This window comes from Micromonospora sp. RB23, assembly GCF_053585025.1.
Genome location: NZ_CM132111.1, coordinates 4,170,446 through 4,192,827 on the forward strand (window position 1 = coordinate 4,170,446; position 22,382 = coordinate 4,192,827).

Below are 22,382 nucleotides of genomic sequence, written 5' to 3' on the forward strand. Positions count from 1 at the left end.
CGGTCCCCGGGGCGGGCGGCGAGACGCGACGGTCAGTCGTCGTCGCCGTCATCGTCCGCGTCGTCGTCCTTGTCGTCGGCGTCGTCGTCGTGGTCGACCGGCTCCTGCTCGGCCTCGACCACCGAGCCGTTCTCACGGTCGACGTCCACCTCGTGCTCGGTGTCGCCGGCGACGATCTCGACGCTCCAGACCTGGCGGCCGTGCTCCTGCTCGGCCTCGACCTCCACGATCTGACCGCCACCAGCCTCGGCGAGGGCGATCTCACCGGCTCGCTTCTCGTCGACGGCGGTGCCGGCCGGCGCGCCGCCCGCAGACGGGGCGCCGCTCGTCGGCGTACCCGATGGTGTTCCGGTCGACGACGGATCGGCGGTCGCCGGCGCGGCGGTGGTGCTGTCGGCCGTCGGCGCGACGGTCGCCGCGGCGAGCGTCGTGTCGGGGCGCGAGCCGCTCGCGGCGGTGACGCCGAGGGCGACCCCGGCGACCGCCAGCACCGCCGCTCCGCCGGCCGACGCCAGAAGGAGATTGGTCCGCTTCATGATGGTGTCCACCTTTCCTCGTTGTCGACTACGAGGATCGGCTGAAGCGGGATAGCACCGCGCTGTCCGAACGCTAAGGCCGGGTTAAGCCGGCGGTCAGAGCACCATCCGCATGAAGACGTCGGCGCGGGTGTACGGCGACAGCGGGATCTCGTCCGCCCCGACGTGCTGGAAGCCGGCTGTCTCGTAGAGGTGCACGGCGTTGGGGAGCTTGGTGCTGCTGACGAGGAACAGGGTGGCCGCGCCCAGCTGACGGGCGCGTCCGATCGCCGCCTCGATGAGGTGGCGGCCGAGACCCCTGCCGCGCGCCGCCGGCGTCACCGCCATCTTCGACAACTCGAAGACGCCGGCCGAGCTGTGCACCAGCGCGACACAGCCGACGATCTGCCCGCCGTCGCGGAGCACGAGCACGTCGCCGCCCGGTTCGACGATGGCGGCGAACGGGTCACCGAGCGTCCTGCGGTCCGACTCCTCGATGGTGAAGAAGCGGGTAATCCACTCTTCGTTGAGCGTCCGGAAGGCCGTGGCCTCCTCGGCGGTGGTCATCGACGCGACGGTCAGCGTGCTCGGCTTCATGAGCCGATTCTCCGGTCGCCGCCATTCGAACGTCCAATATCTTGTTGGGACTGATTCGTATCCTCGACGTATGGATCCCGAGTTGCGCCACCTGCGTTACTTCGTCGCGGTCGCGGAGGAGCTGCACTTCGGCCGGGCTGCGGCGCGGCTGCGGATGGCCCAGCCGCCGCTGTCGCAGCAGATCCGCCAGCTCGAGGCGATGATCGGTACGCCGCTGTTCGTCCGCACCTCCCGGTCGGTGGCGCTGACGCCCGCCGGCGAGGCGTACCTCGTCCGGTGCCGGCGGGTGCTGGCCGCCGTGTCCGACGACGTGCACGAGGCGAGCCGCATCGGACGCGGGGAGCAGGGGCGCTTCGACATCGGCTTCGTCAGTTCGGCGATCCAGCTCGGGCTGGCCGGGCCGATCCGTCGTTTCCGTGAACGCCACCCGGCCGTCCACCTACGCCTGCACGAGGCGTACACGGCGAACATCGTTGACCGGCTGTTGAACGGCGAGGTCGATCTCGGCGTGGTGCGGGACCCGGACGACCACGACGACCTGGACGGCGTCACGTTCGCCACCGAGTCCTTTGTCGCCGTCCTGCCGGCCGATCACCCACACGCCCCAGACCCCGCGATCGACGCCGTGGCGCTGCGGGACGACCCGTTCGTCTTCTTCCCGCGGGTGGCCGGCGAGCGGGCCTACCAGCGCAATCTCCGGCCGTGCCTGGACGCCGGCTACACGCCGCGGATCGTCCAGGACGCCGGCAGCTGGACCACTCTGGTGCACCTGGTCGCGGCCGGCCTCGGAGTGACGATCGCACCGGCGAGCATCACCGCCGTGGCGCCCCCTCGGGTGGCGGTGCTGCCGTTGACCGGCACCGAGGCCACCACCGAGATGCGGATCCTGCGTCGCCGGGACGACGACCGGGTCACCTCGACGAGCTTCGGGACCGCAGGCGGGCTTCCCGACCTGCCCGCGACTAGCCGCGCCGGTTGAGTTCCGCCTCCAGCCGCTGGACGAGGGTCTTGCGGTCCTTGCCGGCGTGCTCGTTGCGCAGGGCGGTCCGGAGCTGTCGCGTGTCCAGGCCGCGGACGAGTTTGCTGGCCTCGGCCACCGACATCTCCGACATCCGGCCGGCGGTGGTGGCGTCGCGTCGTGCCTTCTTCGCCGGGCCGGTGTTGGCGACGTACTGCCGGCCGGTCCGGGACGCCTCGCGCTTCTTGGTGTCGGTCGCGCGCTTCTGGCTCTCGGACATCTCGTCCCAGGCCTTCTTGGGCAGGTAGCGGCTCGTCGTGCCGTCCTTGCGGGCGCGCGCGTCGCCCTCCTTCGTCTGCCACTTCTCGTTGCCCCACCGCTGCAACGCCTTCTGCCGGTCGTCCTTTTCGCCCAGGAATCCGCCGCCGCGCCGCTTGTACTCCTGTGTCACCAACTGTGACTTGCGCGCCGACCACTGACCCGGCCTGCCGCCCTTGTCGGACGCCTTGATCTCTTCTTTGATCTGCTCTCTGAGCTCGGGTTTCGTATACCGCGCCATGGGTGCCAGCTACCCGGCTGGGCAGCGGCTATGCCTGGCGCTGCGGTGGCGGGCCGAGGCGCAGCACCACCTGCGCCCCTCCATCCGGGCCGGCACGCAGCTCCAGCCGGCCGCCACCGGTCTGGGCGGCGCGGCGGGCGATGTCCAGGCCGAGCCCGGTCGAGCCGGCCGCGCTGGCACCCCTCTGGACGGCGCCCGGCGGCATCCCGGGGCCGTCGTCGGCGACGGTGAGCAGCACCTCCCCGGCGTCGGAGGCGAGCCGGACGGTGAAGGGCGTGCCGTCGGGCGTGTGCGCGAAGACGTTGCCGAGCAGGGCGTCCACAGCGGCCGTCAGGTCGTCGGCGGCCACTCCGACGGTCAGCGGGCCGGGGGCCAGGTCGAGGTGGACGGCCCGGCCGGTGTCCTCGGCGAGCACCGACCAGAACGCGACCCGGTCGGCGACGATCGACGCGGCGTCCGAGGCGGCGGTGCCCGGTGCCGGCGCGCGACGCCAGCGGGCCTGCTGGATCAGCCCGGTGACCGCCCGTTCGAGCCCGTCGGCGGCGGCCGCGATCCGGGCCGCGTCGTCCGGATCGCGCAGTGACTCCGCCTCCAGCCGCAGCGCCGTCAGAGGTGTCCGCAGCCGGTGGGACAGGTCGGCGACCTGCTCGCGTTCCTGGAGCAGGAGGACCTGGATCCGGCCGGCCAGGTGGTTGAGCGCGCCGGCGACCTCGCGCAGCTCCGCCGGGCCGGCGGGTACGACCCGGGCGTCCAACTCGGCGTTCGCCAGGCGGTGCGACACGGCGGAGAGGTCGCTGATGGGCCGCACCAACGTGCGCGCCAGCCGGTCGGCGACCGCCAGCCCGATCAGCACCAGCACCACACCGAGCAGCGCCAGCACCAGCCAGGCCCGGGCCACCCCGGAGGTCAGCTCCTGCCGGGGCACCACGATCCGGATCACGCCCGTGCCGTCCGCCCGGCCCTGCACGGCGATGACCACCTCCCGGCCGGCGGCCGACTCCCCGGTGAGGCTCTGCCCGCGTGCGGCCAGGGCCACCGCCGGCGTACGGGGCGCCTGGGCGCCGAGCACCGTGCCGTCTGGCAGGAAGACACTCACCGGTCGGCCGGACTCCGCGGCGAGCTGCTCGACGGTGAGCCGGATGGTGGGCGCGTCGGCGGTGCCGACCACCGGCACGAGGCTCTGCGCGTCGGCGGTGGCCCGGACGGTCGCCCGGTCCTGGGCGACCGTCCGCACCAGCAGCGCCAGCGGCACCAGGAACGCGACGAGCGTGAGGACGCTGACGGCGGCGACCAACAGCGCCAGACGCGCCCTCACGGGCGGGCCGCGGGCGCTTCGAGGCGTACGCCGACGCCACGCACGGTGTGCAGGTAGCGGGGTTGCAGCGCGGTCTCCCCCAGCTTGCGGCGCAGCCAGGACAGGTGCACGTCGACGGTCTTGTCGGCCCCGCCGTACGGGATCTGCCAGACCTCGGTGAGCAGCTCGCGTTTGGTGACCACCTGACCGGGTCGCCCGGCCAGGTGGTGCAGCAGGTCGAACTCGCGCGGCGTCAGCTCCACCAGCGTGCCGTCCAGGGTGACCTGCCGGGACCGGGGATCGACGCGCAGACCACCCACCACGAGGGACGGATCCTGCGCGTCGACGCCGGCGGGACCTCGGCGCAGGACAGCGCGGACACGCGCGTCGAGCTGCGCGGCGGTGAACGGCTTGACCACGTAGTCGTCGGCGCCCGCGTCGAGGACCCGGACGATCTCCGACTCGTCGTCGCGGGCGGTCGCCACGATGACCGGCACCGAGCTGACCGCGCGCAACATCCGCAGCAGCTCACGCCCGTCCAGGTCGGGCAGGCCCAGGTCGAGCACCACCAGGTCGGGCCGGTCGTCGAGGGCGTCCCGCAGGCCCGCCATCGCGGTCGAGGCCGCGGCGACCGCGTGGCCGCGTTCGGCCAGCCCGCGCAGCAGCGGGGTACGGATGGTCAGGTCGTCCTCGACGAGCAGCAGGCGGGCCACGCAGGCAGGCTAGCCGGTGCCGACGCCGGCGCGAGGCGCCTTAACCGTGCCTTAGCCTCCGGATGTGCCGGCGACAACAGTGGATCGGGGATAGTCGGTGCCATGAGTCGTCGTTCGGTCCTCGTCGCCGCCGGATGGGTGGCCACGGTCGCCGTGGCGACCCTGATCGGGTTGGGCGCGATCCGGCTGGTGGGTGACAGCATCACCGGCACGCCGGGCGGGGTGCGCAGCGAGGCCGAGATCGAGCGGGCGCTGGCCTCACCCGAGCCCGTGCCGAGCGGCACCGTCGGCGGGCCGTCCACGGTGAGCGCCGCGCCGAGCGCGAGCGCCGGGGTCCGCCGCAGTTTCGCCACCGACGGTGGCACGGCCGTGGCCGAGTGCGGTCCCGACGGGGTACGCCTCGTGTCGTGGGCGCCGGCGCAGGGTTACCGGGTGCACGAGGTGGACCGGGGCCCCGACGACGACGTCGAGGTCACCTTCGAGGGATCGGCCGGTAAGCACGAGTTGAAGGTGCGCTGCATCGGGACCGAGCCGGTGGCCGTCGCCGACGACTAGCGGGACGAGCGGCGTGGCCGGCACGGAGGACCGTGCCGGCCACGTCGTGGTGGTGGTTCAGCTCGTGTACGCCTCCACCTCCCAGAGCGAATGGCCGTAGCCGGTCCCCCGGGCCGTGCCGTAGATGCGCAGGTAGCGGCCGTTCGCGCCGAGGCCGCTGTGCTCGTCCACGCCACCGTCGGCGCCGGTCACCGTCTTCACGGTGGTCCAGGTGGTGCCGTCGTTGGAGGTCTGAATCTGGTACGCGCTGCTGTACGCCGCCTCCCAGGCGAGCTTGACCCGCCCGATCGCGGTCGGGCTGCCCAGGTCGACGCGGATCCACTGCGGGTCGGAGAACGTGCTCGACCAGCGGGTGGCGAGGTTGCCGTCGACGGCCTGCGCGCCGGTCACGTCGGCCCCCTCGGTGCTGGACGTCGTCGTCGGCTTGTTCAACAGCAGGTTGCCGCCGGTCGGGGTGCCGGTGCCGCCGTACACCTCGAACTCGTACAGCGAGTAGCCCCACGCCGTACCGCGTCCGGTGCCGAGGAGCCGGACGTACCGGCCGGACCCGGTGAGCCCGGTCAGGTCGTCCACCCCGCCGTCGCCGCCGGTCACCGTGCGGATCGTGGTGAAGGTGACGCCGTCGGTGGAGGTCTGGATCTGGTACGCGCTGCCGTACGCGGCCTCCCAGGTCAGCTTGACCCGGCTGAGGGCGTACGTCGCGCCGAGGTCCACGTCGATCCACTGCGGGTCGCCGAAGGCGCTGCCCCAACGGGTGCCGGCGACACCGTCGAACGCGTTGGCCGCGACGAACGCGCCCTCGTAGCTGGATGCCCGTGCCGGCTTGCCCTTGGCCAGGTTGGTGCCCGTCCCGGGATCCGGGTCCGGGTCCGGGCCGGGCCCGCCGGGGCTGGTGGACAGGGTGAACTCGTCGATGTCGAACCACGGGCCGGCGCCCTTGAAGACCAGGTACAGCGTCCGGGTGCCGGTCGGGGCGGTGACCCCGCCGGTGACGGTGGCGAAGTTCGCGTACCCGCCGGTGGAGGTGACGGTCGCGGAGCCCACCAGCGGTCCGGTGGGTGAGTCGACGCGCAGCTCCAGCGTCCCGCCGCCGCCGGCGGGCGCGCCGACCCGGGCGCTGAACGACTGGACGCCGGTCAGGTTGTACGGACGGAACGAGATCCAGTCGTTGTTGTCGATGTAGCCGACCGCTGCCCCGCCGTGCCCGGCCGCCCCGGCGACGATCTGGACGCCGGACGAGTCACCGAAGTGCTCGGCCTGGCGGGCGCGGGGTTGCAGCACCGCCTGGGTGTGCGTGGTCAGCGCCGGCTGGCCGCCCCCGCCGAGGTCGGTGTACTCGGCGTCGATGATGCCGAAGATGTTCGCCGCGGTGTCGTGCTCGCCGTCGGCCGAGGTCTGGATGACCCCGGTGCAGCCCTGCGCGCTGCCGAGCTGGTGGCCGTGCGAGTCGTGGCCGAGAACGTAGTTCACCTTGACGCGGGCGCAGTTGACGGTGCCGTCCTGGGCGTCGGTGACCGTGACGGAGAACGGGATGGCGTCCCCGAAGGTGAAGGTCTGCCCGTTCAACGGGGTGTTCACGGTGACCACCGGCGCGCTGTTGCCGACCGTGACGACCACGCTCGCGGTGGCGGTCTTGCCGGTGGTGTCCCGCACGGTCAGTGTCGGGCTGCGGGTTCCGTTGGTGGTGTACGTGAAGCTCGGGTTCGCGGCCGTCGAGTCGGTGGTGCCGTTGTTGTCGAAGTCCCAGGCGTAGGTGAACGGGTCGCCGTCCGGGTCGAGGGTGCCGGCCGAGGAGAAGGCGACGGTCAGGGGCGCGGTGCCGCTGGTGGGGGTGGCGGTGACCTTCGGGACGGGCGCCCGGCCTCCGCGGGCGTACTCGATGCGGTAGAGCGCCGAGTTGGCGTCGCCGTTGAACCAGCCGGTGCCGTAGTCGAGCACGTAGAGCGCGCCGTCGGGGCCGAACTCCATGTCCATGACCTGGGTGCCGGTCCACGGGAACGGGTTGATCTTCAGCGGCTGACCGGTGGAGTCGAGCGTGATGTTCTTGATCCAGCGGCGGCCGAACTCGCCCGCGAAGAAGGTGCCGTCGTAGTACTGCGGGAAGGCCACGGGCGAGGTGTTGTTCGGGTCGTACCGGTAGACCGGGCCGGCCATCGGCGACAGGCCACCGCCGGTGAACTCGGGCGGCGAGCCGGAACCGCCGTACGGCAGCCAGGCCGGAACGGCCGGTGGTAGCTGGGTGATGCCGGTGTTGTTGGGCGAGTTGTTCACCGGCCCGCCGGCGCAGTCGAACTTCGGCCCGGACGGCCCGGACGGGAAGGTGTAGTCGTTGTAGGCGTCGTTGCGGGCGGTGCAGTACGGCCAGCCGTAGAAGCCCGGCCGGTCGATCCGCGCGAACTCGACGTTGCCCGCCGGCCCCCGGTTCGGGTCGGCGGTGCCCGCGTCGGGGCCGTAGTCACCGAGGTAGACGACGCCGGTGGCCTTGTCCACGCTCATCCGGAACGGGTTGCGGAAGCCCATCGCGTAGATCTCCGGACGCGTCCGGGCCGTGCCGGGCGCGAACATGTTGCCGGCCGGGATGGTGTAGCCGCCGGCCGCGCTCGGCTTGATGCGCAGCACCTTGCCCCGCAGGTCGTTGCTGTTGCCCGCGGTGCGCTGCGCGTCGAAGGCCGGGTTGCGGCCGGCCCGCTCGTCGATCGGGGTGAAGCCGGCCGAGTCGAACGGGTTGGTGTCGTCCCCGGTGGACAGGTAGAGGTTGCCGGCCGCGTCGAAGTCCATGTCGCCGCCGACGTGGCAGCACATGCCCCGGCTGGTGGGCACGTTGAGGATCAGCGTCTCGCTGGCCAGGTTGATGGTGTTGTCGGCGTTCACGGTGAAGCGGGACAACCGGTTGACCCCGTCCCAGACGGCGAAGTCGGCAGCCGTGCCGGTGGCCGGCGCGCCCCCGCCGGGCGTGTTCAACGGCGGCGCGTAGTACGCGTACACCCAGCGGTTGGTGGCGAAGTTGGGGTCGGCCTTGATGCCCTGGAGGCCCTCCTCGTCGCCGCTGTAGACGGCGAGGGTGCCCGCGACCTTGGTGTTGCCGGCGGCGTCGGTGTGCCGGATCACGCCGTCGCGGGAGGTGTGCAGCACACCCCGGTCGGGCAGGACGGTGAGGCTCATCGGCTCGCCGGTCTCGGCCGCGCCCTTGGCCAGCTCCACCTGCTGAAAGTTCGTGGTGACCGTCGGGCCGCAGTCGGCGGTGACCGCTCCCGCCGCGGTCTGGATGCCGCCGAGCAGGTGCTGACGGAAGGCCGCGTCGGCGTACGAGGCGTCGGTGTGACCGAGGCCGGTGTACCAGGCCCGGCCGCCGGAGTAGTTCTGACACCAGGAGATCGGGTGGTCGTACCCCATGCTGCCGCCGGTGTAGGTGCTCTCGTCGAGGGTGGCCAGCACGTGCACGGCGCCCCGGGGGTTGGTGCGGTAGTTGTACAGCTCGTCGAAGCGGCTCCACCGCTGCGGCAGCCCCCTGGTGGACGGGTGCACCTGGTCGGCGACCTTCACGGTGGCGGTCTGCTCGGCCGGGTGCGAGGCGAAGTACGCGCCGACGAGCCCGCCGTACCACGGCCAGTCGTACTCGGTGTCCGAGGCGGAGTGCACGCCCACGTACCCGCCGCCGGCGGTGATGTAGCGCTCGAAGCTGGCCTGCTGGGCGGCGTTGAGCACGTCGCCGGTGGTGGACAGCCAGATCACCGCCGCGAACCGGGCGAGGTTGGCGTCGGTGAACTGGCCGGCGTCCTCGGTGGCCTCGACGGTGAAGCCGTTGGCCGCGCCGAGCTGCTGGATCGCCGTGATGCCCGGCGTGATGGAGCCGTGCCGGAATCCGGCGGTCTTGCTGAAGACCAGGACGGTGAACGGGGCGGCGCTGGCCGCGGGTGGCGTGGCGACGACGCCGCCCAACACGAGGATCGCGCTCAACACAGCGCCGAGCCATGCTCTCGGGGATCTGCGCACGGATTGGTCCTTTCGCGGACGACGTGCGCCGATCACGCCGGTGGTGGTGTGCATGCATCGTTACGGGTCGATTACCACCGCGTCAAGGACTTCCGCACTATCCGAGAGAGCGTTATCTCGGCAGGTCAGGGCGACTGGGGCAGGGAAGATCAGATTACTGTTTCCGCGGTGGTCCGCGTGCCCTGTCGGCGCAGGGCGGGCAGTGTCGGCGCGAGCGCCACGAGCATGCACAGGCCGCCGATCGGCAGCAGGTCGAGCGTGACGGCCGGCAGCACGATGCCGACGAACAGCAGGGCCACACTCCACCAGGGCAGCCGCCGGTGAGCCGCGAGCATGCCCGCGAGGACGAGCAGACCGAGGAAGAACAACTGCGGTACGACGTCGTAGAACAGCACCTCGACGCCGGGCACGTCCTTGAAGTCCGCGCCGAGCGCCGACATCTCCGCCCGGTCGGCGGCCAGCAGACCCTCGACGATGTCCGCGCCGAACTGCACCATCGAGGCGGCCAGGCCGACCAGCGTGACGGCCGCGACCGACGTACGCCACGGACCGGGGCGCAGCAGGCCGGCCAGCGCCAGCACCACCGGCACGAACGCCACCATGCCCGCGAGGCCGACCAGGTGCGCGGCCTGCCAGTCGAACCCGGGACCGTACGTCCCGTCGGACCTGCCCCACAGGCGTACGAGCCCGTAGCCCACGATGCAGGCCGGCCCGGCGATCACGAAGAATGCGGCGCGTCTCATGCGGGCCATCATCTGGCCGCCCGCACCCGTCGGACCTCCGGGCGCAGCCCCGGTACGGCCCCGGTTTCCGCCTCAGGTCTTCCACCGAGGGACCCCGAGCCCCGTGATCTCCTATAGTCGCGCGGTGAGCACGGACCAGGTGCGGCAGGCGTACGGCGCGGTCGCGGATCTGTACATCGAGCTGTTCGGCACCCGCGAGCAGGTGCACCCCGACGACCTCGCCTTCGTCGGCCGGCACCTGACGGGTCTACCGGGGCCGGTGCTCGACCTGGGTTGCGGCCCCGGCCACCTCACCGACCACCTGCGGTCGCTGGGCGCCGACGCCACGGGCATCGACGTGGTGCCCGAGTTCATCGCCCACGCGCGGGCGACCCACCCGGACGGCACCTACCGCCTCGGGTCGTTGGACGACCTCGACGTGGCCGACCACACCGTCGCCGGCATCCTGGCCTGGTACTCGCTGATCCACCTGCCCCCGCAGCGCCTCGACGGCGTGCTGACGACATTCCGACGGGCCCTGGCCCCCACGGGGGCGTTGGTGCTGGGTCTCTTCTCCGGCGACGAGGTCGACGCCTTCGACCACAAGGTCACGACCGCCTACCGCTGGCCGGTCGACGAGATCTCCGCGCGGCTGACGAGGGCCGGCTTCGCCGAGGTCGAGCGCCTGGAACGCCCCGATGGCGGTGCGCACCGTCCGCACTACGCCATCGCGGCCACCGTCACGGGGTGAGTCGGGTCGTCCGCGCGCAGCGGACACCGGCAGGAACGCTCAGCCGACGCTAAGACCGCTCTCACGTCCCGTTCCTAGCGTGTGCGGGCATGGCGACACCACCCGTAACCCCGCCGACGACCGCGGACGTCACCGCCTGGTTGACCTGCGTCGCGGCCCGTCCGGCCGCCCGGCTGCGGCTCGTCTGCCTCCCGTACGCCGGGGCCGGCGGCGGCGCGTACCGGCCGTGGGCCGCCCTGCTGGGCGACGACGTGGAGGTGTGGACCGCGCAGTTGCCGGGCCGTGAGCGTCGGCTGGCCGACCCGCCACTGAGCACGATGGACGACCTCGTGCCGCCGATTGTCGACGCGATCGCCGCGCGGGTGCGGACGCCGTTCGCGATCTTCGGGCACAGCATGGGCGGCCTCGTCGGGTACGAGGTGGCGGCCCGTCTGGTCGCGCGGGGTGGCCCGACGCCGCAGCGGCTGGTGGTCTCGGCGGCCCGTCCGCCCCACGACGCCGTGCCGCTGGGCACGGCGCACCGCCTCGACGACGCGGCGCTGACCCGCTGGCTGCACGATCTGGGTGGCATCCCCGACGAGGTGCTCGCCGACCCCGGCCTGTTGGAACTGATCCTGCCCACCGTGCGGGCCGACCTGAACGTGGTCGCGTCGTACCGACCGACGACCGTGCCGCCGCTGCCGCTGCCCGTGGACGCGGTGGCGGCCGCCGACGATCCCCTGGTCAGCCCGGACGAGGTGGCCGGCTGGGCGGCCTGCACCGCCGCCGGCTTCGCGCTGACCGTCGTTCCCGGAGGACACCTCTACCTGCACGACACGCCTCCCCCGCTGTCCCGCCTGCTCGACGGCGGGACGGCCGCCGACCGCGCGTACGTCGAAGGGGCCACCCGATGACCCAGGACCTGCACCCGGACCTCGCCGACCTCACCCCCGAGCAGCGGGAGCTGCTGGCCCTGCGACTGCGCCAGGCCCGGGCCGGCCGCGCGGATCCGACGCCGTCGGCCCCACCTGCGAACGCGAGCTACCCGCTCTCCTTCACCCAGGAGCAGCTCTGGTTCCTCGACCGGCTGGAGCCCGGCACGCCCGTCTACAATGTGCCCTTCGCCGAGCGGATCACCGGCCCTCTCGACGTGGCGGCGCTGCACCGGGCGGTCAACGCGGTGGTGGCCCGGCACGACGCGCTGCGGATCGTGTTCGCGACCGCCGGCGGCACCGTCACCCAGCGCGTGTCGGACGCGCTGGAGGTGCCACTGCCGCTGCTCGACCTGACCGGGTTGCCGGCGTCGGAGCGGGAGGCGGCGGCCGAGCGGGAGATCGCGGCGCACGCGGCGGTCCGCTTCGACCTGACCAGCGGACCCCTGCTCGCGGCACGGCTGGTCGCCCTCGCCGACGACGAACACCTGCTGCTGGTGACCGCGCACCACATCGTCTTCGACGCCTGGTCCGCGGGGCTGTTCGTCGAGGAGTTGGTGCGCTGGTACGGCGAGTTCGCCGGGGACGCCCCGGCCGGGCTGCCCGCGCTGCCCACCCGCTTCGTCGCGCACGTCGCCGCCCGCCGCCAGCCGGAGGCCGAACGGGAGCTGGCGGGTCACCTGGCGCACTGGCGGGAGAGGCTCGCCTCGGCGCCGGCCCGGTCCACGCTGCCACCGGACCGGCCCCGACCGCCGGTGCAGACCCACCGGGGCCGGAGCCTGCCGTTCACCGTCGACGCCGACCTGACCGACGCCCTCGGCGGGCTGGCCCGCCGCGCCGGGGCCACTGTCAACGCGGTGGTCCTCGCCGGGCTGACCGCCCTGCTGCGCCAGGCCACCGGCCAGGAGGATCTGCTGCTCGGCATGCCCGCCGCCGGCCGGGCGAGCACCGATCTGGAGCCGCTGATCGGCTGCTTCGCCACCATGCTGGTGCTGCGGGTGGACACCGGCGGCGACCCGAGCGTCCGCGACCTCGTCCGCCGCGTGCACCGCACGGTCAGCGAGGCGTACGCCCACCAGGAGGCCCCGTACGCGCGGGTGGTGGAAGAGGTCCGTCCGGTCCGCGACCCGAGCGTCAACCCGCTCTTCCAGGTGCTGGCGACCATGACCGACGGCGGCGTACGGCAGCGGCAGGCGGCCGGTGCGACGTTCCGTCCGGTGCCGGCGGAGAGCGGCCTCACCGACTTCGACCTGTTCGTCAGCCTGACCGTCGACGGTGACCGGATCGACGGCGCGGTCGACTTCAACGCCGACCTGTACCTCGACGAGACGATCGCCGCGACCGTGGGCCGGCTGCCCGAGCTGCTGCGCGCCATGGTCGACGACCCGGACCGCCCGCTGTCGGAGGTGCCCGGTCTGCGCCGGCACCGGATCGCGCTGGCGGCCACCTTCACCGTGGACCCGCTGCGCGACCCGGTGGAGTTCTGGCTGCGTTTCCTGCGCGTACCCGCGTCGGTGGAGCTGGTCGGGTACGGCCAGCTGGTGGCCCACCTGCTGGCCGGGCCGACGGTCGACGCCACGGTCTGCCTGCTGCGCTTCGAGGACTGGCTGCGCCGACAGGACCACACCGCCGGGGCCCTCGACGCGGCGATGGACGACCTGGACGCGGCGGTGGCGGCGTACCGGCGGCGGACCGACGCCCCGCTGCTGCTGGTGGTCTGCCCCGCGTCGCCGCGCGCCGCCGACCAGGAGCACGGCCGGCTCGACGACCGGCTGGCCGGGCTGGCGGCGCGTACGCCGGGGGTCCACGCGGTCTGGGCCGCCGACCATGCCCGCGCCTACCCGGTCGCCGAGGTGGACGACGAGGGCGCCGACGAGTTGGGCCACGTGCCGTACACCGGGGAGTACTTCGCGGCGTTGGGCACGATCGTGCTGCGCGAGCTGCGGCGGCTCGCCGGCCAGCCGCGCCGGCTCGTGCTCGTCGACGGCGAACGGTTGCCGGTCGACCGGCTCGCGGACGCGTTGCCCGGTCACGAGGTGCGGGCGTACACGGCGCAGGCGCTCGACGCCGCCGACCCGGCCACCACGGTGGTCCTCGACACCGACCCGCAGGTGATCGCGGCGCTGCGCGAGGCGCACCCGGGCGTGCTGGCGCTGACCGTGCCCGCCGGGTCGGAGGATCTGCGGCGGCTGCTCGCCCACGTCTGGGCGTTGGACCCGCCGGTGACGAGCGCCGGCCCGAGTGAGCTGCACACGCCGATCGGGTCGGAGCGGGCCGCGTACGTCGTCGAGGAGCTGAGCACCGCCGCGGCTGTCGCCGAGCGCAGCCGGCCGGCCCCCGTCCGCACCGCCGCCGATGCGGAGATCGTCGCGCCGCGCACTCCCACCGAGGAGCGGCTCGCCGGTCTCTGGACCACCGCGCTCGGCGTCGAACAGGTCGGCGTGACGAGCGACTTCTTCGGCCTGGGTGGACACTCGCTGCTCGCCACCGGTCTGTTGTCCCAGGTGCAGGCCGAGTTCGGCCGGGAGGTGTCGCTCTACACCCTGTTCACCAACCCGACCGTGGCCGGGCTCGCCGCCGTGCTGGACGCCGTCGGGGACGCCACCGCGCTCGCCCCGCTCACCCCCGCTCCGGCGGGTACGCCGGCGGTGGCGTCCTCGGCGCAGGTCCGGCTCTGGGCGCTCGACCAGCTCGACGACGACGTGGTCCGGCACAACACCACGGCCGCCGTCGAGCTGCGCGGCGACCTCGACAAGACCTCGTTGCGCCGGGCGTTCGACGACGTGCTGGCCCGGCACGAGGTGTTGCGGACCACCTTCCGGGGCCGCGACGGCGAGCCCGAACCGGTGGTGCACCCGCACGTCGACCCGTGGCTGGAGACGCTGGACCTGACCGCCCTGCCGGCGGCGAAGCACGCCCGTGCGCTGCGCCGGGCGGCCGCCGAGCTGGCCGCGCACCGGTACGACCTGGCGGCCGGGCCACTGGTGCGGGCCCGCCTGCTCCGGCTGCCCGACCAGCGCTGGCACCTGCTGCTGGGCATGCACCACATCGTGTGTGACAACACCTCGTGGAGCATCCTGCTCGACGAGCTCGCCGCCCGGTACGCCCACCACGCCACCGGCGTCGACCGGCCGCTGCCGATGCTGCCGGTGCAGTTCACCGACTACGCCCGACACCAGCGCGACTGGCTCGCGTCCAACGCCGTCGAGCCGCATCTGGCGTACTGGCGCAAGCGGCTGGCCGACGCGCCGCCGCTGCTGGACCTGCCCACCGACCATCCCCGCCCCGACGAGCGCTCGGACGTCGCCGGGTACCAGGCCCAGCGGCTGGGCGCCGGGCTCGGCGCGGCCGTGCGGGAGCTGGCCCGGGCGGAGGGGGTCACCCCGTTCGCCGTCCTGCTGGCCGGCTTCGCGGCCCTGCTGCACACCGAGAGCGGGCAACCGGACCTGGTGCTCGGCACACCCACCGCCGGCCGGGAACGCGCCGAACTCGCCCCGCTGATCGGGTGCTTCGCCGACCTGCTGCCGCTGCGCATGGACGTGGCGGGACGGCCCACGTTCCGGCAGCTCGTGACCCGGGCCCACCGCACGGCCCGGGAGGCGTACCGGCACCAGGGGCTGCCGTTCGCGACCATCGTCGAGGCGCTGCGGCTGCCCCGGCAGGCCGCGTACCACCCGCTGTTCCAGTGCGTGCTCAACGTCCTCGACGGCGCCGACGAGCTGCCGGAGTTCGCCGGACTGGCCGCCACGCCGGTCGAGGTGCCGAGCGTGGGTGTCGATTTCGACCTCTTCCTCAGCGTCACCTGGCAGGGCGACGACCTGCACGCCGACCTGGCGTACCGGGCCGACCTGTTCACCCCGGAGCGGATGGTCCGGCTGCTCACCGGGCTCGCCCGGGTGCTCGACGACGGGGTGCGTCGACCGGACGCGCCGATCGCGGGTCGACGTGCGCCCGCGTCCCGGCGGCCGACGCCGCCCGCGCCCCGGCTGGTGGTCGGCGGCACCGTCGAGGTTCCGGGGCTCGCGGAGACCGTCCGCTTCTGGGCCGGGCTGCTCAACCTGCCGCACACCCTCGGCCACCTCGCGCCCGGCGCGCTGCTGCGGCTGCTCCGCGACCCGGCCGCCGGCCTGGCGACCAGCGCGCGTGACCGCAACGCGCTGGTCCTGCGCTGGGAGGACCGGCTCGCACCCGGTCCGCTCGGCGCGGGCATCGTCGGGCTGCGCGACTTCTTCGCGGAGCTGCTGGTGGCGCTGGACGTGTACCGGGCGTACAGCGCGGCGGCGTTGACGATCGCCGTCTGCCCGCCGTCGCCGCCGTACCGGACGTCGCCGTACACCGCTGTCTTCGCGGAGCTGACCGCGCGGCTGGCCCAGGCCCGGCCGGACGTCGACGTCGTTGTGATCGAGGCGTGGGCGCGGCGCTACCGGGTGCCGGAGCTGCCCGACGACGCCTGGTCGCCGGAGCTGGCGGCCGTCACCGCGACGCTGCTGGTGCGGCGGGCCGTGCGGCATCCCGCGCTGCGCCGGCTGGTCGTGCCGGCCGGACCGGCGCACCGGCAGGCGGAGCTGGCACGGCTGCTCGCGGCCCAGGCCCGCTCCGGGCGCGAGGTGCTGCTCACCACGACGCCGCAGCGCGCGGAGCTGTCCGCGCTGGTCACCGCCGGGATCATCGGGTACGCCCCGACGCCCGCCACCGACGCGGCCACCCTGCTCCTGCACCCGGGCTCCACACCCGCGCCGCCCGACGTTCCGGCGCTGCCCGTCGACGAGGGCGTCGGGCCGGTGGAGGTGCTGCGGGGTCTCTGGTCGCTCGACGCCGGCGCCACCGTGGACGGCGACGCACCGGTCGACCGGATACCCGCCGCGCTGCTGGCCGAGGTGGCCAGCGAGTTGGGTGACGCGGCGGCGGTACGCGGCGCGGTCACCGACGGGTACCGGCGCTCGGCCGACCGGGCCGCCGCCGCGCCCCGCACCGACCGGGAACGTCAGCTGGTGGCGATCTGGTCCGAGCTGCTGCGCACCAACCAGCTCGGCATCACCGACGACTTCTTCGCCTCCGGCGGCGACTCGCTGCTCGCGATGCAGCTCGTGGCCCGCTGCGCGGCGGCCGACATCCACATCACCCCCCGACAGCTCGTACGCCACCCCACGGTGGCCGAGCTGGCCGCCAGCCTCGGCGAGGCGACGGCGACGCCGAACGCCGAGCAGGGCGAGGTGCACGGCGACGCCCCGCTGACCGGCGCGCAGCGCTGGTTCACCGACGTCATCGCACCCACCATGGGTCGGCCCGCCCTGTTCAACCACCCCTACTACCTCGAGCTGGCCCGGCCGCTCCCGGCCGACCTGGTCCGCGAGGCGGTACGTCGGCTGGTGGCCCAGCACGACGCGCTGCGGCTGCGGCTGACCCGGCAGGCGGACGGGAGCTGGCGTCAGCACCATGCCGACCCGGCCGACGCGGTGCCGTTCGTCAGCCACGACCTGACCGGGCTCGCTGTCGAGGAGCGGGAGGCGGCCGTCGAGGCCCACTGCGCCGAGGCGCAGACCGCCCTGGACCTCACGGCCGGACCGCTGGCCCGGGTGGCGCACTTCCGGCTCGGTCCGGAGCTGCCCGACCGGTTGCTGCTCGTCAACCACCATCTCGTCGTCGACGCGGTCTCCCGGGGCGTCCTCCTGGCCGACCTGGAGACGCTCTGCGACCAGCTCGAACGCGGTGTCGAGCCGGCGTTGCCCGCCAAGACGACGGCGTATCGCGACTGGGCGCGGCGGCTGGCGGAGTACGCGGGCTCGCCGGAACTGCGCGAGCAGGTGCCGTTCTGGCTGGCGCAGGCCGACGAGGGAGTGCTGTCCCGGTTGGCCGACGAGCCGACGGCCGCACCGTTCCGCCTCGGTGACCTGGGCCTGGCCACCGTGACCCTGGACGAGGCGGCGACCCGGGGACTGCACGCCGCCGCCCGTCGGCTGCGCGCCAGCGTGCGGGACCTGCTCGTGTGGGCGGTCGTGGACACCGTCGCGGGGCGTACCGGCGGCGCGGTCACCGTCGCCACCACCGGCCACGGCCGGGAACCACTCTTCGACGACGTCGACGTCAGCCGGACGACAGGCTGGTTCCAGGTGCTGTACCCGCTGCGCCTGGAGCTGCCCGCGACCGCCGACGCGACCCGCTCGGTCCGCTCGGTGATCCGCCAGCTCGGCCGGGTTCCGGACAACGGCATCGGGTACGCGCTGCTGCGTCACCTCTGCCCGGACGACGACGTGCGCGCCCGGCTGGCCGCCACCGCGCCGCCCATGGTGGCGGTCAACTACATGGGCGGGTACGGCTTCGACGACGTCGCCCCGGCCAACCACCTCCTCGACGTCTGCGCGGCGCCGTTCGGACCGACCGAGGACCCCGACGGGCACTGGCCCTTCCCCTTCGACGTGACGGGGTCGCTCACCGGCCCCGAGCTGCGCGTCGATCTGAGCTACGCCACTCCGGCCTTCCGGCCGGAGACCGCTGAGAACCTGCTCGACGGCATCCGACAGGGCCTGCTGCGCCTGGCCGGACGCCCCGGGCAACCGCCACGGCAGTAGGAGGAGACCCCATGGCGTTCCGACGCCCGTCCCGGTTCGCCGGGTTCACCACGATCTGGTTCGGCCAGCTGCTGTCGGCGCTCGGCACCCGGATGACGAACTTCGCCCTGAGCATCTGGGTGTGGGACGCCACCGGCCGGGCCTTCGACCTGACCATGCTGATGGCGTTCGCGTTCGGTGCGACAGTCATCTTCAGCCCGATCGCCGGCGCGCTCGTCGACCGGTGGGGACGACGACTGACCATCGTGCTCAGTGACGTCGGCTCGGCGGTCACCACGGCCGTCGTGCTGCTGCTGTTCCTCAGCGGCTCGGTCGAGGTCTGGCACCTCTACCTGGTCAACCTGGTGACCGGCGCGTTCCTCGCGTTCCAGCTCCCGGCGTACCAGGCAACCATCACGGTGATGATGGAGAAGGGCCAGTACCCGAGGGCCAACGCGATGATGTTCGCGGTCCGGACCATCCCGGTGATCTTCGCTCCCGGGTTCGCCGCCGCGCTGCTCGGCCTCATGGACATCAAGGTCATCCTGCTCATCGACGCGCTGTCCTACGTGGTGGCGATCGGCGCGGTGCTGCTGGTGCAGCTCCCACCCGTTCCCCGCTCGACACAGCAGGACGAGGGTGGCTTCTGGTACGACACGGTCTACGGCTTCCGCTACATCCTGGCCAGCCGGGCGTTCACCGGGCTGGAGGCGATCATGTTCGCCATCAACGTGCTCGCCGCGGTCGGCTTCGCCCTGCTGGTGCCGCAGATCCTGGCCCGCACCGACAGCAGCACCAACGCGGTCGGTCTGGTGCAGACCATCGGCGCGGTGGGCGGCGTGGCCGGCGCGCTCCTGCTCGGGCTGCTGCCGAACACCCGTCACAAGATCCGCCGGATGCTCATCGCCATCCTGGTCTTCAGCGTCCTCGGCCGGATCGTCTACGGCGTCGGTGACAGCATCATCGTCTGGTCGGTCGCCCTGCTCTTCCTGCACCTGTCCATCCCCTTCATCGACGGGTACGCCCAGTCGGTGTGGCAGGAGAAGGTCGAGCCGTCCCACCAGGGCCGGGTCTTCGCCGCCCGCCAGTTCATCGAGGACCTGGCGTACCCCGGCGGCACCGCCCTGGCCGGTATCGCCGCGGACCGCTGGTTCGAGCCGATGATGCGCGAGGGCGGCCCCGGCGTGCCGTACTTCGGGTGGCTGGTCGGTAGCGGACCGGGCGCCGGAATGGGCCTGATCTTCGTGATCGTCGGTCTGTTCGGCATCGGCGTGGCGGCCGCCGGGTTCGCCTCACCGAGCATCCGCCGGATGGAGGTCGACCTGCCCGACTACGACGAGCCGGGCGACCCGCCGGCCCCGCTGCCGTCGCCGACCGGCACCGACGAGCTGACCGACGACCGCGCGGTGGTGGCGAAGTGACGCTGGCCGAGGTGGTGGCCGGGGTCCTGGACGTCGACCCGGCCGAGGTGACCGACGAGTCCGGGCCGGACACCATCGGCACCTGGACCAGTCTGCGCCACCTGCAACTGGTGGTGACCCTGGAGGAGGTCTACGGGCTCTCCTTCGCCTTCGACGAGATCCGCGACGTGCGCAGCGTCGGCGAGCTGCGGACCGTGCTGCGCGCCAAGGGCACGGAGACGCGATGAGCAACGTCCTGTTCGCCCGACGCACCCGCTGGCAGGCACTCACCCGCCAGCGGCCGACCCCGGCGCTGCGCGTCGCCCTGCTGGCCAGCTACACGGTGGACCCGCTGGTGCCGTACCTGGGGCTCGGCCTGCACGACGCCGGCCTGCCCGCCACGCTCACCGTCGGCCCGTTCCAGCAGGTCGTGCAGCAGTGCCTGGCCACCGACGGGTTCCTCGCCACGGCACGCCCGGACGTGCTGGTGGTGGCGCAGCGGTTGGAGGAGGCCGGCGACCCCGGCCCGTCCGGCGACGACTGGGCGGCGGAGCTGCTGGCCGGGGCCGAGGCGGCCGTCACCGCCGCGCGTCGACACGGCGCCCTGCTGGTGTACGTGCTGCCGGCCGTCCCCGCCGCTCGCCCGCACGGCCCGGCCGACGCGATGCACGCCGACGGGGTGTCGGCCAGCGCCACCGTCGTACGGCAACGCCTGCGCGACCGGTTGGCCGGCGACCCGCGGGTGCTGCTCGTCGACGCCGACGAGGCGGTACGCGCCGTCGGCGACGAGCGGGCTTACCATCCGGTGTTGTTCCGCCTCGCCAAGGTGCCGTACACCGAGGAGGTGTTCGCCCGGCTCGGAGCGACCGCCGCCGCGCTGGTGGGCGCCGGGTTCGGCGCAAGCTGCCGGGCGCTCGTCGTCGACGGTGACGGGCTGACCGGCGCCGCGCACCTGCTGCCGGCGCTGCGCGAGCTGCGCGCCGCCGGCGTACGGGTGGCGCTGCGGGCCACCGGCGACGAGTGGTGGTCGCACGGCGACGCCGTCGACCTGCTGAGCGTGCTCGACGGCTGGGTCACCGACGACCGGCCGCTGGCCGACCAGCTCGCCGAGGTCGCCGCCGAGCTGGACCTCGTACCGGCTCAGATCGTCCTGACCGGCGTCGGCGCGGCGCAGCCGCCACCACGACACGTGCCGCTCGGGGCCGACCCGGCGGCCTGGTCGGACGAGTTGCGGGCGGCCGGGCTGACCGACCGGCTGCCGGAGCGCCGGTGGGCGGGCGGCCCGTCCCGACCCGTCGCCGCGTCCGTCGAGCTGTCCCTGGACGACTTCGTGGCCGGCCTGGACGTCCAGATCGACTACCTCCCGGTGGTCGCGGACGACGTCGCCGAGGTGGCCGAGGTGGTCGCCCGGGCGCACGACTTCGCGCTGACGTCGGCCCCACCGGCCGCCGCGCTGGCCGAGCGGGCCGACGACCTGCTGGCGATCCGGGTCCGCGACCGGCTCGGCGACTACGGCACCTCGGGCCTCGTCGCGCTGGACCGGGCCGCCGACCGCTGGACCGTCGACGTCTTCTCGCTCTCCTGTCCCGTGCTGGGCAAGGGCGTCGAGGCGGCCGTGCTGCGGGAGGTGACCCGCCGGGCCGGCGCGGCCGGCGCGGACGAGGTGGTCGTCCGGTGGACCGACACGGGCCGCAACGGCACCGCTCGGCGCTTCCTGTCCGAGGTGGACGGTGTCACGCCCGCCGACCCCCGGGTCCGTCTGCGCGCCACGCACGCGAGCGACGACCAGAGCACGGGGGTACGGCCATGAGCGCGCCACCGGTCGGCGTCGGGGTGGCCGCCCTGGCCCACGTCCTCGGCGAGCCGGTCGACGTGGCGGCGGCCGCGGCCGCGTACACGAAGGATCTTGATCGTCTGCGGTCCTGGGAGTACCGGACCTTCCACCGGGCCGGTCCCGGTGTCGGGGTGACCGACCTGGCGGTGGTGGCCGGCGGCACGGCCCTGGACCGGGCCGGGCTGTCCGCCGCCGACGTGGACCTCGTGGTGCTCGCCATCCCCGACCTCGCCGAACACCTCTACTGGGATCCGGCCGCGCACACCCAGGCCCGCCTCGGCGCGCACCGCGCCGAAGCGGTGCTGCTCAACCAGGCGTGCGGCGGCGGGGTGGCCGCGTTCGACACGGTCGCCGGCCGGTTCGCCACCCATTCCGACTACCGGACGGCGCTGGTCATCGGCGCGAACCGGGTGTGCGAGCCGTACTGGAACCGGATGGAGGTGAACACCAGCGTCTTCTCCGACGGCGCGGCGGCGGCCGTGCTGGTCCGCGACCACGACCGGTGCCGTTGGCTGGCCACCGAGACGATCACCGACGGCCGGTACGCCGGTTTCATGCGCATGCCCGTCGGTGGCGCCGCCCAGCCGTTCACGCCGGACGCCGGCACTCCCCGCGTCGGCGACCCGGCCGACCGGCTCAACGAGTTCTTCGCCGGGGACGTCCGGCGGATGTTCCAGTTCGTCGCGACCATCCGCGAGCGCAACCGGCAGGTGGTCCAGGCGGCCTGCTCCCGGGCCGGCGTCACGCTCGCCGACGTCCGCCGTTTCGTGCACTTCCACGACAACGCCCGGCAGTTCGCCGAACTGGCCAAGGACCTCGGCGTGGACCTGGAACGGACGAACGTCGAGCTGGCCCTCGCGCACGGTCACATCGGCTGCGCCGACCAGCTCATCGGCCTGGAGCACCACCTCGACAGCGGCGAGTTGACCACCGGCGACCTGGTCGCCCTGACCAGCACCGGCAGCGGCATGCACTGGGTCTGCACCCTGCTGCGGGTCTGACCGGCCGCGCCCCACCCACGGAAGGAACAGC

At 73.5% G+C, this 22,382-nt stretch carries 16 protein-coding genes; 9 read left to right on the top strand and 7 right to left on the bottom strand.

Features of this window, described 5'->3' with window-relative positions:
* Positions 1 to 32: 32 nt before the first annotated feature.
* Positions 33 to 548 carry a PepSY domain-containing protein gene (locus ACTFTM_RS19255; RefSeq protein ID WP_449561862.1) on the bottom strand — a complete coding sequence of 172 codons (516 nt, stop codon included), beginning with the start codon at positions 546 to 548 and terminating at the stop codon, positions 33 to 35.
* A gap of 84 nt (positions 549 to 632) precedes the next feature.
* Positions 633 to 1,184 (bottom strand): GNAT family N-acetyltransferase, encoded by a 552-nt coding sequence (locus ACTFTM_RS19260; protein ID WP_449566675.1) that lies wholly within the window; start codon positions 1,182 to 1,184, stop codon positions 633 to 635.
* On the opposite strand from ACTFTM_RS19260, the gene ACTFTM_RS19265 reads away from it, so the two are divergent.
* A complete protein-coding gene (locus ACTFTM_RS19265) occupies positions 1,183 to 2,091 on the top strand; it encodes a LysR substrate-binding domain-containing protein (protein WP_449561863.1) in 909 nt (302 codons plus the stop codon). The two genes, ACTFTM_RS19260 and ACTFTM_RS19265, sit on opposite strands and share 2 nt — an antisense overlap.
* Here ACTFTM_RS19265 and ACTFTM_RS19270 read toward each other — a convergent pair.
* From ACTFTM_RS19270 to ACTFTM_RS19280, 3 genes are read right to left on the bottom strand one after another with little or no spacing between them, the layout of a single operon-like run.
* The gene (locus ACTFTM_RS19270) at positions 2,075 to 2,629 is read right to left on the bottom strand and encodes a DUF5872 domain-containing protein (RefSeq protein ID WP_449561864.1); all 555 of its coding nucleotides are present in this window, start codon (positions 2,627 to 2,629) and stop codon (positions 2,075 to 2,077) included. The genes ACTFTM_RS19265 and ACTFTM_RS19270 overlap by 17 nt on opposite strands.
* 28 nt (positions 2,630 to 2,657) lie before the next feature.
* Positions 2,658 to 3,944 carry an ATP-binding protein gene (locus tag ACTFTM_RS19275; protein ID WP_449561865.1) on the bottom strand — a complete coding sequence of 429 codons (1,287 nt, stop codon included), beginning with the start codon at positions 3,942 to 3,944 and terminating at the stop codon, positions 2,658 to 2,660.
* Positions 3,941 to 4,636 carry a response regulator transcription factor gene (locus ACTFTM_RS19280; protein ID WP_449561866.1) on the bottom strand — a complete coding sequence of 232 codons (696 nt, stop codon included), beginning with the start codon at positions 4,634 to 4,636 and terminating at the stop codon, positions 3,941 to 3,943. The genes ACTFTM_RS19275 and ACTFTM_RS19280 overlap by 4 nt, the downstream gene beginning before the upstream one ends.
* 102 nt (positions 4,637 to 4,738) lie before the next feature.
* Here ACTFTM_RS19280 and ACTFTM_RS19285 point away from each other — a divergent pair, with 102 nt between their 5' ends.
* On the top strand, positions 4,739 to 5,191 hold the full coding sequence (locus ACTFTM_RS19285; RefSeq protein ID WP_449561867.1) for a septum formation initiator: 453 nt from the start codon (positions 4,739 to 4,741) through the stop codon (positions 5,189 to 5,191).
* A 57-nt stretch (positions 5,192 to 5,248) separates the two neighbouring features.
* Here ACTFTM_RS19285 and ACTFTM_RS19290 read toward each other — a convergent pair whose 3' ends face one another.
* Both ACTFTM_RS19290 and ACTFTM_RS19295 read right to left on the bottom strand, forming a co-directional pair.
* On the bottom strand, positions 5,249 to 9,184 hold the full coding sequence (locus ACTFTM_RS19290; RefSeq protein ID WP_449561868.1) for a ThuA domain-containing protein: 3,936 nt from the start codon (positions 9,182 to 9,184) through the stop codon (positions 5,249 to 5,251).
* A gap of 149 nt (positions 9,185 to 9,333) precedes the next feature.
* Positions 9,334 to 9,927 (bottom strand): hypothetical protein, encoded by a 594-nt coding sequence (locus ACTFTM_RS19295; RefSeq protein ID WP_449561869.1) that lies wholly within the window; start codon positions 9,925 to 9,927, stop codon positions 9,334 to 9,336.
* A gap of 124 nt (positions 9,928 to 10,051) precedes the next feature.
* Between ACTFTM_RS19295 and ACTFTM_RS19300 the strand changes: the two genes are divergently transcribed.
* The 7 genes from ACTFTM_RS19300 (at position 10,052) to ACTFTM_RS19330 (ending at position 22,351) form a co-directional block, all read left to right on the top strand.
* Positions 10,052 to 10,657, top strand: a complete 606-nt coding sequence (locus ACTFTM_RS19300) for a class I SAM-dependent methyltransferase (RefSeq protein WP_449561870.1) — start codon at positions 10,052 to 10,054, stop codon at positions 10,655 to 10,657.
* An 89-nt stretch (positions 10,658 to 10,746) separates the two neighbouring features.
* Positions 10,747 to 11,550 (top strand): thioesterase II family protein, encoded by an 804-nt coding sequence (locus ACTFTM_RS19305; RefSeq protein ID WP_449561871.1) that lies wholly within the window; start codon positions 10,747 to 10,749, stop codon positions 11,548 to 11,550.
* Positions 11,547 to 18,137 carry a condensation domain-containing protein gene (locus ACTFTM_RS19310; RefSeq protein ID WP_449561872.1) on the top strand — a complete coding sequence of 2,197 codons (6,591 nt, stop codon included), beginning with the start codon at positions 11,547 to 11,549 and terminating at the stop codon, positions 18,135 to 18,137. The genes ACTFTM_RS19305 and ACTFTM_RS19310 overlap by 4 nt, the downstream gene beginning before the upstream one ends.
* An 11-nt stretch (positions 18,138 to 18,148) precedes the next feature.
* A complete protein-coding gene (locus ACTFTM_RS19315) occupies positions 18,149 to 19,537 on the top strand; it encodes an MFS transporter (protein ID WP_449561873.1) in 1,389 nt (462 codons plus the stop codon).
* On the top strand, positions 19,534 to 19,764 hold the full coding sequence (locus ACTFTM_RS19320; protein WP_449561874.1) for an acyl carrier protein: 231 nt from the start codon (positions 19,534 to 19,536) through the stop codon (positions 19,762 to 19,764). Before ACTFTM_RS19315 ends, ACTFTM_RS19320 begins: the two co-directional genes overlap by 4 nt.
* Positions 19,761 to 21,326: a hypothetical protein gene (locus ACTFTM_RS19325; protein ID WP_449561875.1), complete on the top strand. Its 1,566-nt coding sequence runs from the start codon at positions 19,761 to 19,763 to the stop codon at positions 21,324 to 21,326. The genes ACTFTM_RS19320 and ACTFTM_RS19325 overlap by 4 nt, the downstream gene beginning before the upstream one ends.
* Positions 21,323 to 22,351, top strand: coding sequence for a 3-oxoacyl-ACP synthase III family protein (locus ACTFTM_RS19330; RefSeq protein WP_449561876.1), 1,029 nt, complete (start codon positions 21,323 to 21,325; stop codon positions 22,349 to 22,351). The genes ACTFTM_RS19325 and ACTFTM_RS19330 overlap by 4 nt, the downstream gene beginning before the upstream one ends.
* Positions 22,352 to 22,382 lie beyond the last annotated feature (31 nt).